This is a genomic window from Aeromonas allosaccharophila (assembly GCF_000819685.1).
Lineage (GTDB): Bacteria > Pseudomonadota > Gammaproteobacteria > Enterobacterales > Aeromonadaceae > Aeromonas > Aeromonas allosaccharophila.
In genome coordinates this window covers 13894-28008 of the sequence record NZ_CDBR01000066.1, presented here as the reverse complement: position 1 = coordinate 28008, position 14115 = coordinate 13894, and the positions used below count along the sequence as shown (strand labels likewise).

The 14115-nt window shown below is 58.4% G+C and carries 8 protein-coding genes and 1 pseudogene; 4 read left to right on the top strand and 5 right to left on the bottom strand.

What is annotated here, in order from left to right; translation table 11 throughout:
• Window positions 1-458: 458 nt before the first annotated feature.
• Entirely contained in the window at window positions 459-2372 is a 1914-nt protein-coding gene (locus BN1115_RS12445) for a RecQ family ATP-dependent DNA helicase (RefSeq protein WP_042657396.1), read from the bottom strand.
• Window positions 2373-2717: 345 nt separating this feature from the next.
• On the opposite strand from BN1115_RS12445, the gene sstT reads away from it, so the two are divergent.
• The gene (gene sstT, locus BN1115_RS12440) at window positions 2718-3968 is read left to right on the top strand and encodes a serine/threonine transporter SstT (RefSeq protein WP_042657395.1); all 1251 of its coding nucleotides are present in this window, start codon (window positions 2718-2720) and stop codon (window positions 3966-3968) included.
• A gap of 604 nt (window positions 3969-4572) precedes the next feature.
• Here the strand turns inward: sstT and BN1115_RS12435 are convergent.
• The 3 genes from BN1115_RS12435 to pabB all read right to left on the bottom strand — a co-directional run bounded on the left by BN1115_RS12435 (window position 4573) and on the right by pabB (window position 7981).
• Window positions 4573-5871 (bottom strand): serine/threonine transporter, encoded by a 1299-nt coding sequence (locus BN1115_RS12435; protein WP_042657394.1) that lies wholly within the window; start codon window positions 5869-5871, stop codon window positions 4573-4575.
• Window positions 5872-6087: 216 nt separating this feature from the next.
• The gene (locus BN1115_RS12430) at window positions 6088-6654 is read right to left on the bottom strand and encodes a CoA pyrophosphatase (protein ID WP_042657393.1); all 567 of its coding nucleotides are present in this window, start codon (window positions 6652-6654) and stop codon (window positions 6088-6090) included.
• A gap of 43 nt (window positions 6655-6697) precedes the next feature.
• Window positions 6698-7981, bottom strand: coding sequence for an aminodeoxychorismate synthase component I (gene pabB / locus BN1115_RS12425; RefSeq protein ID WP_244152276.1), 1284 nt, complete (start codon window positions 7979-7981; stop codon window positions 6698-6700).
• A 294-nt stretch (window positions 7982-8275) separates the two neighbouring features.
• Here pabB and BN1115_RS12420 point away from each other — a divergent pair, with 294 nt between their 5' ends.
• Entirely contained in the window at window positions 8276-9802 is a 1527-nt protein-coding gene (locus BN1115_RS12420; protein ID WP_042061720.1) for a fumarate hydratase, read from the top strand.
• A gap of 203 nt (window positions 9803-10005) precedes the next feature.
• Here the strand turns inward: BN1115_RS12420 and BN1115_RS12415 are convergent, their stop codons facing one another.
• A complete protein-coding gene (locus BN1115_RS12415; protein WP_033136973.1) occupies window positions 10006-10584 on the bottom strand; it encodes a PhnA domain-containing protein in 579 nt (192 codons plus the stop codon).
• A 217-nt stretch (window positions 10585-10801) separates the two neighbouring features.
• Here BN1115_RS12415 and BN1115_RS12410 point away from each other — a divergent pair, with 217 nt between their 5' ends.
• Window positions 10802-11986, top strand: coding sequence for a methyltransferase (locus BN1115_RS12410; protein ID WP_042657391.1), 1185 nt, complete (start codon window positions 10802-10804; stop codon window positions 11984-11986).
• Between the two features lie 307 nt (window positions 11987-12293).
• A pseudogene (locus BN1115_RS12405) lies at window positions 12294-13768 on the top strand (chitinase).
• Window positions 13769-14115: the final 347 nt, after the last annotated feature.

Here is a 14115-nt window from a genome sequence, read left to right as displayed (position 1 = left end):
TCAGTCAACAACACCGCTATGTTACTGACTGTTAAATTATTTTTGCCACGATAGTGAGGTAAATGTCAAAGACATAAAAAATAAATGTTTATGGGAAACGTGGAACTTATTGCGAAAAGATTAAGGCTTTCGATGAAAGGCAACAGGGGGGCGGGCTGGCGGGGCTATGGATGAAAATGTCATTACGTGTACGTCAACGTAAATGCGCTTGTTTGGAGTTTAGGCTCTAATTTTTACATTGACGCTACATTTCGGGTGCCCTAGATTGGCGATGTGTGAGCAGCATGACGCTTTAGCAAGAGAGTTGACTGTTACCTCACCAAGCTCTGTTTAAGCACGTTTCCGTTGGCTTGACCCTCGCAACCGCGAGGGTCTTCTTTTTTCAGCATCCGCAGACGCGGATCGCTGCTGGTGGTTGTAGAGGCCGCACATGATCACCCGATCATAGGGATCACCGATCAAGGGTAGGCTTGTTGCACTGCCGCCAGGACGCAGGCAAACGGGTGCGCGGCCAACTGGCCTGCGCCCGCCAGCGATTTGGCTTTGATCCGGCTGGTCAGCGGTGTGGTGATGCCGCACAGGAAACGGGCCAGAACACGCGCATCCACGGAACCGGTTTTGGTAATCAGCGGATCGCACCAGGCGCGGATCCCCGCCTCGTTTGGCATGGTCAGTGAGGGCAGGGGCGGGAGATGCGCCACCTCGCCGCGACAGACCGAACAGTGGCCGCAATGAACCGGCGCTGCCCCATCGGCGAAATAGCGGGCGAGGCGGTGACTCAGGCACTCATCCGAGGTGAAAAAGTCGAGCATGGCTTGCAGTCTGGCCAGCTCGCTCTGCTCTTTTTGCAAGAAGAGCGCATGGAGTGCGTTAGCCTCCTGCTCGCTGTCCCACCCCTGACGGGTGATCCGGTAGACCTCGGTCATCTGCTTGCTTTCGAGTTCGATCCAGCCCTGTTGCTGCAGGTAGTCGAGCGCCGCAACCGCCCGCTGTCGCTCCCCCTGATAGCCCTGCCAGAGGGCGTCAAAGTCCATGGTGCACCAACTGCGCGCTTGCGGGGCGCAGGCGAACAGTTGCTCCAGAAACTGGCGACGATCCGGATTGAAGCGGCTCACTATCTCGCCTTTATCCAGCACAAATTTGAAGCGGTAGTCGGCGTAGTAGCTGTAGGCCGGGGTGATGATGCCTGCCATCTCCAGATAGACCAGCAGGGTTTTAAGGGGCAACTGGCGGATATTGGTGTCGTTGGAAAGGCGCAGCAGGGTGAATTCCCACTCGTTCCCGCTCTGCTTGATGATGGCAAGGAGCTGGAGGATGGCGCTCAAATCCGGCGTATCGCCGTAGACGAAGTTCTCCAGCACCGGCAGCTGGCTCTGGTTGGCCAGCACGATACAGCGCGATGGTTGGCCATCTCGTCCGGCGCGGCCAATCTCCTGGCTGTAGTTCTCGATGGATTTGGGTAGATCGTAGTGAATGACCCGCCGGATATCCGCTTTGTCGATCCCCATGCCAAAGGCGATGGTGGCGACGATGCAATCCACCTTGCCCGCCATGAAGTCGTGCTGGATCTGACTGCGCAGTGCCGAGTCGAGTCCGGCATGATAGGCGCGGGCGTTGATCCCTTCTCTAATGAGGTGCTCGGCACAGGCTTCTGCGGTGTGTTGCAAGGTGACGTAGACGATGGTGGGGGCCGCCGGATCGTTGGCCAACTCCTGCGCGAGCCAGCTATCCCGCGCGTCGGGCGACAGGGGAATGACCGCCAGATCAAGATTGGGGCGATAGAAACCGGTGACCACGACCCCCTCCGGCGCGATGCCGAATTTGGTCTGCATATCCTGAATCACCGCCGGCGTGGCGGTGGCGGTGAGCAGCAACACCTGCGGGATCTTCAGGTCATGGCGATAGCTCGGCAGCTTGAGGTAGTCGGGGCGAAAGTTGTGGCCCCACTCCGAGATACAGTGCGCCTCATCGACGACCAGCAGCGAGAGCGGCACTTGCTGGATAAAGCGGCGAAAGCGCTCGTTCTTGAGCCGCTCCACCGAGATCATCAGTATCTTGAGCTGCCCATCCAGCGCCTGCTGCATCACTCTGCGGCTCTCTTCCGGGCTTTGGCTCGAGTCGAGGGTGGCGGCGCTTATTCCCTTGCTTTTGAGGAAGGCGAGTTGATCGTGCATCAGCGCCAGCAGCGGCGAGATCACCAGGGTCAGGTGGGGCAGGGCGAGGGCGGGCAGTTGATAGCAGAGGGACTTGCCGGAGCCGGTGGGAAAGATGGCGGCGGCACTCTGGCCAGCCAGCACCCGGCTGATCACCGCCTCCTGGCCTGGCCTGAGTGTGGAGAAACCAAAGTATTGGTTGAGCAGGGATGGGATCATGGCAAGGCTCCGCAGCAAATGGGGGATGATAGCACAGTGACACCGGTCACGGATGGCGACCCATGGCGCAGGGTGAGTGTGCCGATAAAACGTACAAAAATGGGTGGTTGCGCTGTAGTTAAGGTTTTGTTGCGGTTTTTTGTGATGGAAACAGGATATTTTTTGGTGAGCCGCTGGAAAAAAAAGATGGCGAATGGGATATTCCGTCATGCAATCCGGTGACTGGCGGATCGGCCCGACAGAAGGCTGGCCACAGACACCACACTCGGGCGACAGGGGTTGCTCGGGTGCAAGATTGCTGACAGGACTCATGATTCATGCACTACGGTGCCTAGGGACTTTTTGATGACACAACAACACCCCCTCCTTCGGCTGGTCAATAGCACCAGTCTGGTCAGCCAGATCCTGGTTGGTCTGGTATTCGGTATCTTGCTGGCACTGTTTGCGCCCGAGTGGGCGAAAACGGCAGGTCTGCTCGGCAGCCTGTTTGTTGGCGCACTGAAAGCGGTGGCGCCGCTGCTGGTCTTCGTACTGGTCATGGCGGCCATCATCGGTCACAAGCAGGGTCAGAAGACCAACATGCGACCGATCCTGCTGCTCTATCTGTTTGGTACCTTCTCTGCGGCCGTGGTCGCGGTAGTCGCCAGCTTCCTGTTCCCCTCCAACCTCCATCTGGTCGCCAATACTGCCGAGATCACCCCGCCGGGCGGGATCACCGAGGTGCTGCAGACCCTGCTGTTCAACGTGGTGACCAACCCGGTCAAGGCGCTGATGGATGCCAACTATATCGGGATCCTGGCGTGGGCCATTGGTCTGGGTATCGCCATGCGCCATGCCAACGAGAGCACCAAAGCGCTGATCACCGATCTCTCTCACGGTGTCTCCACCATAGTGAAAGCGGTGATCCGCTGCGCCCCGCTCGGTATTCTGGGTCTGGTGGCCTCGACCCTGGCCGAGACCGGCTTCGATGCGCTGTTTGGCTATGCCCAACTGCTGGTGGTGCTGATCGGCTGCATGCTGTTTATCGCCTTCGTGGTCAACCCGCTGATCGTATTCTGGAAGATCAAGCGCAACCCCTATCCGCTGGTGCTGACTTGCCTGAAAGAGAGCGGTGTGACTGCCTTCTTCACCCGCAGCTCTGCCGCCAACATTCCGGTCAACATGACGCTGTGTGAAAAACTGCGTCTGCCGGAAGATACCTATGCGGTCTCCATCCCGCTGGGCGCCACCATCAACATGGCCGGTGCCGCCATCACCATTACTGTGCTGGCCATGGCCGCGGTACATACCCTGGGGATGGAAGTGGACATGGCAACGGCTGTGCTGCTCTCCGTGGTGGCAACGGTCAGCGCCTGTGGTGCGTCCGGCGTGGCCGGTGGTTCCTTGCTGCTGATCCCGCTGGCGTGCAGTCTGTTTGGCATCAGCAACGACATCGCCATGCAGGTAGTAGCCGTCGGCTTTATCATCGGCGTGCTGCAGGATTCTGCCGAGACAGCCCTTAACAGCTCCACCGACGTGCTGTTCACCGCCGCGGCTTGCATGGCCGAAGATGAAACCCTGCTGGAACCTTCCGCGCTGCCCAGCAGCGAGGCGTGAGCCGGTAGCGGTTTACATCACGATAATGTTGCGCCCTCTTCGGAGGGCGTTTTTTTATGAGCCAATGTCGTCATCGCTGCTTGAGCCGGTCGCAAGTTCATTGTCTGATGTTTCGTATATCTGGCGGTGTTGGTATCGCTCACCGCTTGTTATCCAGCGCTCATGTTAGATAGTTCCCTTGCGCTGGTGGCTGCCCCTCTCTGTGTGTCTCTGGTCTATTTGTCTCCGGTCTATTCGATAGCAGCAGTTCGCTCCTGTCGTTCCCCTTGTCTGGATACGCGCCTGTCTCTCTCTGCAAAAGACGGGGAGGGCGACAGCATTAGCCGTTGCCCCGTTACTTTGGAAAGACCTCGGGACTATGCAAAGGTTGGATATTTCGCAGGGGCGTATCGACGTGGTGTGGGGTGACAGAAAACGCATTTATTCCATACCGGTTGCTGGTCAAGGTCGCGCTTGCGCCATGGCGAGTCCGGGTGACCAGCAAATGGGGGGATTGGCTATGGGCTGTAGAAGATAGGGGAGTAGAGGATGAGCAGAGCGCAGAGATAAAAAAGCCAGCCGAATGTTCGGCTGGCTTTTTTGCTATCAGAGGAGGTTGCGGAGATTAACCAACCAGCTGATAGAGGATGGCAGAGATGGCGATCATCCCCATGGTTGCAACGAAGGCGTTGCTGATATGGCCCTGATACTTCGCCATGGCGGGTACGCGCTTGATGGCGTACATCGGCATGATGAACAGGATGGTGGCGATAATCGGGCCGCCCAAGGATTCAATCATGCCCAGGATGGAGGGGTTAGCCACGGCGGTGCCCCACAGGGTCAGGATGAAGAAGGCGATGATGAACATCTCGACTTTCTTGGCATTCGGCTCTTTGCCGGAGTTGCGCATGTTCTGCACGATCATCCCTTTCAGACCTTCACGGGCACCCAGATAGTGACCGAAGAAGGAGGAGACGATGGCCACGAACGCAACCAGCGGACCGAAGTAGGAGATGATGGGGCTGGCATGCTGGTTGGCCAGATAGGAGAGCACGGCGATGTTCTGGGCCTTGGCTTCTGCCAGCTGGGCCGGTGTCAGGCTCATGACGCAGGAGAAGACGAAGAACATCACGAAGCCCAGCAGCACCATGGCGGTACGCTTGAGGATGGCATCGGCTTTCTGGACGGCGTGATCACCGTGATCGCGGCGCTGTGCCAGCGAGAAGCTGGAGATGGCCGGGCTGTGGTTGAAGGAGAAGACCAGTACCGGGATGGTCAGCCACAGGGTGGTGGCGAAATCTTTGGCAGAGGGTACTTGCTCCAGCGCGGCGCCGGTCCAGTCCGGAATGAGGTACAGAGAGATACCGGCCAGAATGACGATCAGCGGGTAAACCAGGAACTCGGTGACTTTCAGCATCAGCTTCTCACCGGCCAGCATCACCGACATCATGCCCATGATCAGCACGATGGAGAGGATCCAGCGCGGCGGGGCGCTCATCTGCAGCTGGTTGACCATGAAGCTTTCGACGGTGTTGGTGATACCCACGCCGTAGATCAGCACGATGGGGTAGATGGCGAAGAAGTAGAGCAGGGTGATTAATTTACCGGCCCCCACGCCAAAGTGCTCTTCCACCACTTCGGTGATGTCTGCATTGGGCTTTTTGGAGGAAAGCACGAAGCGGGCCAGACCACGGTGGGCCAGATAGGTCATGGGACCCACCAGCAGCGCCATGACGACCAGCGGCCAGAAACCGCCCATACCCGCGTTGATCGGCAGGAACAGGATACCCGCGCCCACCGCGGTCCCGAACAGGCTGATGACCCAGGTAGAGTCGCGTTTTTCCCAACGAGTGGTTTGAGTAGAGCGGATCCCTTGCTCTGTTGACGCCGCAACTCCCTGCGTGCCAGTGACTGTGTTTGACATCTATCTCACCCCGAATGTGTGGTTCTTATTAAGTCGGCGCAAGGATACGGTTTTTTTAATCAAAAATGTTGATCAAATTCATCTTTACGGCACAGAAAACCGCACTTTCTTATGGAAATGTGATCAAAACAAGAAAAGTTCAATTTTTGTTTATCATCTGGCACGTTAGTTTAGTGTTAACGAGCAAATTTTGCGCGCGTAAATGTAAGCAAGATGTTATCTGGTAAGGTGCCGGGCTAGCTGGTTGATCATGCTGGCGGTGGCCCCCCAGATAAAGTGCTGTTGCCAGGGGATCCAGTAGATGGTGTGCTGTTTTCCGCCTCTGGTAAGGGTCAGGGGGATGTGGTTGCGCCGATCCAGCAGATGGGTCAGCGGCACTTCGAAGGCATGATCCACCTCATCCGGACTCAGGATGAGGGGATAGTCGCCATCGAGCAGCCCCAGCACCGGCAGCACCTCGAATCGTGACACCGTATTGAGCGGGTTGAGGGTGCCGATCACCTCGATCAGCTGCGCCGGAATGCCGAGCTCCTCTTCGGTCTCCCGCAGTGCCGTGGCGATCAGGCTCTCGTCGCCGGGATCCTGTCGCCCGCCGGGGAAGCTGATCTGCCCCCCATGATGACGCAGCCGGGGGCTGCGCCGGGTCAATAACACGCTGAGCCCTTCGTCGCGCATCACCACTGGGATCAACACCGCCGCCGGACTGAGCCCGCCAATGGCGAGGCGATGGGCCGGGGCGGGTTGCTGCAACTGGAAGCGGGTCAGCAGTTCGTGGCGATCCATGGCGGGGGAGCTCTCCTGTGCGTTGGCCTGGCAGTGGGGAGGGTTACAGCGTCGACAGTGGCGGCAGAATGCGGGCGACCTTGTCATAGGTTTCCTGATATTCGCTGTCGGCATCGGAGTCGGCGATGATACCGCCACCGGCCCAACAGTGCAGACGACCCGCTTCGGCGATCAGGGTACGAATGCAGATGCTGGTATCCATCCGGCCATGCTGGCTGAGATAGCCGATGCTGCCGCAATAGGCATTGCGGCGCTGGGGCTCCAGCTCCTCGATGATCTCCATGGCACGGATCTTGGGGGCGCCGGTGATCGAACCTCCCGGGAAACAGGCTCGCAGCAGATCGACCCCTTGCCAGCGCGCATCCAGCTCACCGTGGATGGTGGAGACCAGATGATGTACCGCCGGAAACGACTCCACGCTAAATAGATGAGGCACGCTGACCGAGCCCGGCCGGCTGACCCGACCGATGTCGTTGCGCAGCAGATCCACGATCATCAGATTTTCTGATCTGTCCTTGTCGGCCTGGGCCAGCTCCAGCGCGACTTGCCGATCGGTAGCCGGATCTGGGTGGCGAGGGCGAGTGCCCTTGATGGGCTTGGTTTCGATATGGCGGCCATCGAGCAGCAGGAACCGCTCGGGGGAGAGACTCAGCAGCGCACTATCCGGCAAGCGGATAAAGGCAGAGAAGGGGGCCTTGTTGGCGGCCGCCAGCAGGCAATAGGCCTGAAACTCATCCCCCTGATAGGGGGCGCTGAAACGCTGGGTCAGGTTGATCTGGTAGCAATCCCCCGCGGCGAGGTATTCCTGAATGCGGGCAAACTTCTCGCCATATTCCGCGCGGCTCATATTGCTCTGCCACTCCCCCTGCAAGGAAAAAGCGGGGAGCGGGGCGGCCTGTTGTTGTTCAAGCCAGGCCAGCCGCTTGGCAAGGCCCGCTTCATCTCCCCAGTGCACCAGCTGCCAGTCGCCGCTCGCCACATTGCGCAGCAGCGCCCAGTCGTAGATACCCACCGCCATGTCGGGCACTGCGATATCGGCGGCAGCCTGCACCGGTAGTCGCTCGAAGCGGCGGCCCAGATCATAGCCAAACAGACCGAGGGCGCCGCCAATAAAGGGAAGGCGAGTGGCGCACAGATCCAGTTCCCCCAGCAGCTCTTGCTGGGTATGGGCCAGCAGGGCGAGGGGATCTTCATGGTGCTCGCTGCTCTCGCCATGCCGGGTAAGTGTGGTGACCAGACCACGGGTCTCGAGGGTCGCCAGCGGATCGGCGCTGATGATATCAACGCCGTTGTCGGCGCCGAGTGGCCCTGCCGATTCCAGCAATATGGCCCACGGCTGATGTTGCAGACGGGCAAAAAGCTGATGGAGTTCAGCGCGATGGTCTAGATGATGGATATGAAGTGTTGGCGTCATTTTATGTTACACAGGCAACAGTTTAGTTCCCGAACCCTAGTCGGTGCTGGTGGGCAAGCGTATCATAGGTGCCGGTGACTTAAGAAAAAACTGCCGTGTCGTTCGTTTTTTGCTGGTTGATAGTTTTTAGCCAGCACGTCAGCACGGCCCATCATATGGAAGCCCTTGCTCTGCCTTTTGGCAGGGATAAGGACCAGTGAGGATGATATGAGCATTATAAAAAAACAGGATTTCATCGATTCTATCGCAGATGCCCTCCAGTACATCTCCTATTACCACCCGTTGGATTTTGTCCAGGCAGCCAAAGCGGCCTATGACCGCGAGGCCAACCCGGCCGCCAAAGATGCGCTGGCCCAGATCCTGATCAACTCCCGCATGTCCGCCGAAGGCCATCGTCCGCTCTGCCAGGACACCGGCATCGTGACCTGTTTCGTCAAGATCGGCATGCAGGTCCAGTGGGACAGCGACATGACGGTGCAGGAGATGGTGGACGAAGGTACCCGTCGTGCCTACACCAATCCTGACAACCCGCTGCGCGCCTCCGTGTTGGCCGATCCGGCTGGCAGTCGCAAGAATACCAAAGACAACGCTCCTGCCGTGGTGCATATCGACATGATCCCCGGCAACAAGGTGGAAGTGAGCATCGCGGCCAAGGGCGGCGGCTCCGAGAACAAATCCAAGATGGTGATGCTCAACCCCTCAGATGATGTGGTCGAATGGGTGCTGAAAACCGTGCCGACCATGGGCGCAGGCTGGTGCCCGCCCGGCATGCTGGGCATCGGTATCGGCGGTACCGCCGAAAAAGCGGCGGTGCTGGCCAAAGAGGCGCTGATGGAGCACATCGACATTCAGGAGCTGATCGCCCGTGGTCCCGAGACCACCGAAGAGAAGTTGCGGGTCGAGCTCTACGACAAGGTCAACAAGCTGGGGATCGGTGCCCAGGGGCTGGGCGGCCTGACTACCGTGCTGGATGTGAAGGTCAAATCTGCCCCGACTCACGCCGCCTCCAAGCCGGTGGTGATGATCCCCAACTGCGCCGCCACCCGTCACGTTCACTTCGAACTGGATGGCTCCGGCCCCGCCGAACTGACCCCGCCGAAACTGAGCGACTGGCCGGAAATCACCCGTGAAGCGGGTGGCAATGTGCGCCGCGTCAACGTCGATGGCATCACCAAGGCAGAGCTGGCCAGCTGGAAGAGCGGCGATACCGTGCTGCTGTCGGGCAAGATCCTCACCGGTCGCGATGCCGCCCACAAGCGTATCGCCGACATGCTGAAAAATGGCGAAGGGCTGCCGGAAGGGGTCGATTTCACCAACCGCTTCATCTATTACGTTGGCCCGGTTGATGCGGTGCGCGACGAAGTGGTCGGCCCGGCTGGCCCCACCACCTCTACCCGGATGGACAAGTTCACCGACATGATGCTGGGTGAAACCGGCCTTATCGGCATGATCGGCAAATCCGAGCGTGGCCCGAAAACCGTCGAGAGCATCAAACAACACAAGGCCGTCTATCTGATGGCCGTCGGTGGCGCAGCCTATCTGGTGGCCAAGGCTATCAAGAAGGCGCGCGTGGTAGCCTTTGCCGATCTCGGCATGGAAGCGATCTACGAGTTTGAAGTGGAAGATATGCCGGTGACCGTAGCGGTCGACTCCGAAGGCAACAATATCCACGAAACCGGCCCGGCCTACTGGTCTGCCAAGATTGCCGAGCTGGACGGCAAACTCTCCTCCTGAGTGACCGTTTCCGCTGCCGGTTAACGGCATCGGCCATGTAAACAAGGCGCGTCCATCCGGATGCGCCTTGTTGCTTTGGCTGGCCTGTGATGGGCTCAGGTTGGCCGTTTGCGGCAAGCGGGTATAAAAAAGGATGGCGTGACGCCATCCTTTTTCGTTGTACTTGTGCTTTGGTAGTAGACAGCAGAGCAATCGCCCTTGGCTTAGGCCTTTTTCAGGTAGGCGGCAACCAGTACGATCTGCACGCCGTTGACCTTGCCTTCGATATGGAGCGGGTTGTTGGTCAGACGGATGCCCTTGACCAGGGTGCCGCGCTTGGCGGTGAAACCGGCGCCTTTCACGTCCAGATCCTTGATCAGGGTGACGGAGTCGCCCTCTTGCAGCACGGCGCCGTTGGAGTCAACGGTCGGCGTGCTGTCGTCATCTTCGTCAGCCAGTCCGGCTTCGGCCCACGCCTTGGCTTCGTCTTCCATGTACATCATGTCCAGCAGATCCTGAGCCCACACCTCACCCTTGCCGGAGAGTGCTTTGAGCTGGCGCCATGCCATTACCTGCACCGCAGGCACCTGGCTCCACATGCTGTCGCTCAGGCAACGCCAGTGGTTGACCACCAGGGTATCCGGTTGTTCCAGCTGACCACGGCAGGTGTCACAGATGGCAACGCTGTGATCATCGTCGCTGGCGGGGGAGTGAGGCACCACGAAGGCGGTCAGCGCCTGCTCGGCGCTGCACAGTTCACACTTGGCGCCCGCGCGCGCTTGCAGAATGGCGTTGATGGTCATGTTGTTGGTCCCATAGCTAGTGGTAAAGCGACCCGCGTTGGCGGGGCGCGTGAAAGAGGGGGCGGAATATAGCATAAAACCCCGTACTTTGTCAGGTCTGCCCTTGGTCACTGGTTGGCCGTGTTGTCGCGTGGCGCTGATGACAAGGTATTGAGGGTGCAATTTGAAGCGGGATCGCTAGAATGAGCCTCTTTTTGACCGCAAGGCAGGGGCATTCGTGCTGGCTCAACGTTTTCAACAACTGGATCGACTGCTCACCCGCTACCGGCGCTGGTGGCAATATCAGCCATATCATCATCTGACCATGGCCTTTGCCGATGAGGCGCCCGAATTGGCGGCGCAGCTCAATGGGCTGACGCTGACCCAGTTGGCGGAGCTCGATGCGGATATGGATGCCCTCAGCACGCTGCTTGCCCCCTGGATTGCCGAGGGGGCCGAGTTGCAGCACCTCAGCCAGCTTGCCCCTTTTACCCCGGAGCCCATCACCTGCAGCAAGGAGATGGCGCTGCATATGCCGGGGCGCAAGCAGGCCCAGATCGAATCGTTCACCGCCTGTCTGCCGGCCCATCAGGGCCCCTATCTGGAGTGGTGTGCCGGCAAGGGCCACCTCGGGCGGCTGGTGTCACTTCATCGACAGGCTCCGATCCTCAGTCTGGAGCTGCAAGATCAGCTCTGTGACGAAGGGCGGCTGCTGGCCGAGCGGGATGGCGCCAATATGACCTTTACCTGCGCCGATGCCTTTGCCCCCGAGTCGGCGGCGCTGATCGCCCCCGAACATCACGCCATGGCACTCCATGCCTGTGGCGAGCTGCACACCCATCTGCTGGCGCGGGTGGCCGAGCGCAGTGCCAGCGGAGTGACTATCTCTCCCTGTTGCTACCACCTGATCCGCAGCAGCCACTATCGCCCGCTGTCGGCAGCGGCCAACGCCAGCGAGCTGGTGTTGAGCAAGGCGGATCTCAAGCTGCCGCTGCAGGAGACGGTGACCGGCGGCGCGCGGATCGCCCGCCTGCGGGAGCAGGAAGTGGTGTGGCGGCTCGGATTTGACTGCCTGCAGCGTCAGGTGCGTGGTGTGGATGAGTATCTGCCGGTGCCCAATATGCAAAAGAGCCTGCTGACCGGCACCTTCGAGGCATTCTGCGGCTGGGCTGCCGAGCGCAAAGCGATAGCGCTGCCCGCCGGACTCGACTATCCCGCCTTTTTGGCGAAAGGGGAACGCCGCTTTGGCGATGTCGCCCGCATGGAGTTGGTGCGCCACCTGTTTCGCCGTCCTCTCGAGATCTGGCTGGCGCTGGATCGCGCGCTCTTTTTGCAAGAGCAGGGCTATCGGGTCGAAGTGGGGGAGTTCTGTGCCAAACCCATGACCCCGCGCAATATCCTGATCCGTGCCGTGCGCGCCTGACGTCCGGCTCTCTTGAGCATTCTTCTTGAACATTGATGATGGCTGACAGGCTGAGCGTGTCAGCCATTTTTTGCATCTCGAATAATGAGCAGGTGACAGGTTGCCTGACCGTCCCACCTTTGCAAAAACTGGCTACAGATCACGCTTTTTCGTTGTCGTTTGAGTTCTCTTTCTTTGTTTCAGTTGCGCTGAATATCACAAGGTGAAATGGCTCACAAATTCCGTTTATTTCTTAATTCTCATCGTGAACTTAGTTGTTGGAACACCTACTCTTGGAGCGCGTTATTCCCAAACAAGGACGGTACACATGTTCAAACCCAAGCGTTGCGCCTGGCTGATCGCCGCTGCCTGCGCATTGCCAAGCTATGCCACAATGAGTGCCGCCATGAATATTCAACCCGATCCGCAAAATGCGGGGGGATATGTCATTGCGGCACCGGATCTGGCCGCCATGGAAAAAGCCAAGACGGTCAATCCCATGTATGCAATATGGGCCAAGGCATTGGCCACCCGGTCAAATAAAATAGTCGATGCCATTGAACCGGGTCTGGCAAGCAATCCTGACAACGTAAAACGGGTTGAACGGGTATTTCCCCAATCTGAATGGGAATATTTAACCCAGATGGCGGCGCCGGAATATACCTATGTCCGCTTCTTGCGGGCCATCGGCAAATTTCCTGCGTTCTGCGGCGAATATACCGAGGGCGTGATGCCGATGCCATCTGTAAAAAATCCATTGTAACGGCCTTTGCTCATTTTTCGCAGGAGACCGGTGGCCATATCGCCAAGGAGAACGTCTCCGATAACCCGCTGGGGTTGGAAGAGTGGCAACAGGCGCTGGTGCATGTGCGGGAGATGGGCTGGTCAGAGGGGCAGACCGGTTACACCACCGGCTGCGGTCAGAACGATTGGCAGAACAAGAAGTGGCCCTGCAGCACTGGCCAGGGGTATTTCGGCCGTGGCGCCAAGCAGCTCTCCTACCACTTCAACTACGGCGCCTTCTCAGAGGCGATGTTTGACGGCGATGCCTCCGTGTTGCTCAACAACCCGGGGCTGGTGGCGGACTCCTGGCTCAACCTCGCATCTGCCATCTGGTTCTTCCTCACCCCGCAGGCCCCGAAACCGGCCATGTTGCACGTGATTGATCGCACCTGGGTACCTTCCAAACGGGAAGCCGATGCCGGTATCGGCTATGGCTTTGGCACCACCATCAACGTCATCAACGGCGGCATCGAGTGCGGTGAGCAGAACAAGGACAAGGGGCAGCCGGTCAATCGCATCCGTTACTGGGAAGGGCTGGCCAACCACTACCAGATCCAGATCAAGGCGGATGAGAAGAACACCTGCTGGCAGCAGACCCCCTATGGTAGCCTCAATCTTAACGGTGCTACTGACGTGCTCTACACCAACTGGGATGGCAACTGGGATGGCAACTGGAAATACTATCCGGATCGCCCGGGCGGTTACTCCTTCGAGTGCGAGCTGGTGGGCTTCCAGACCGCTTATTCTGCGTTGGTACCGGGTGATTACGAGAAGTGCGTGACCAACTTCTACGGCTCCCACGCGAACTGGCCGAAAGTGCGGATCGTCGCCAAGCTCGATCCCGCCCCGGTCGATCCGGTTGACCCGCCCGTTGATGGTCAGGCTGCCTGGGAGGCCAACAAGGTCTATACCGCTGGCAGCAAGGTAAGCTACAAGGGCGCCGTCTATCAGGCCAAATGGTGGACGCAGGGGGATGATCCCGCCAAAGGTGGCCCCTGGGCGTTGGTGACAACCAAATAAAGAGATAGTCCATTGACTGATCGATAAGGAGAGGGGGCTTGGCCCCCTTTTTAGATATTTTGACTGTGGGGGATAATATGCTGCCGCTATTGAAACGAACTCCATCAATGTGGCGAGGTAGTTGTGGTGTAGCTGTACTGATCAACCAACTTTACTTTTCTCGTTTAAATTGACACAAAATGGGGCATATCAAATTTTATTGATGGGCAATGGTTATGTTTGATTATTGTTGCCTGATGAGCTCGGAAAGTTATTGTGTGAGTTTTTGCTAAACAATTTTTTCGAATGGTGTACCCATTACGCCATCCTCCTCATACATGTGATGAGGGTGTTTATTATATCCATCT

Coding starts and splice junctions, on each gene's coding strand:
- BN1115_RS12445 (WP_042657396.1), bottom strand. CDS start 2,372: ATGATCCCATCCCTGCTCAACCAATACTTTGGTTTCTCCACACTCAGG.
- sstT (WP_042657395.1), top strand. CDS start 2,718: ATGACACAACAACACCCCCTCCTTCGGCTGGTCAATAGCACCAGTCTG.
- BN1115_RS12435 (WP_042657394.1), bottom strand. CDS start 5,871: ATGTCAAACACAGTCACTGGCACGCAGGGAGTTGCGGCGTCAACAGAG.
- BN1115_RS12430 (WP_042657393.1), bottom strand. CDS start 6,654: ATGGATCGCCACGAACTGCTGACCCGCTTCCAGTTGCAGCAACCCGCC.
- BN1115_RS12420 (WP_042061720.1), top strand. CDS start 8,276: ATGAGCATTATAAAAAAACAGGATTTCATCGATTCTATCGCAGATGCC.
- BN1115_RS12415 (WP_033136973.1), bottom strand. CDS start 10,584: ATGACCATCAACGCCATTCTGCAAGCGCGCGCGGGCGCCAAGTGTGAA.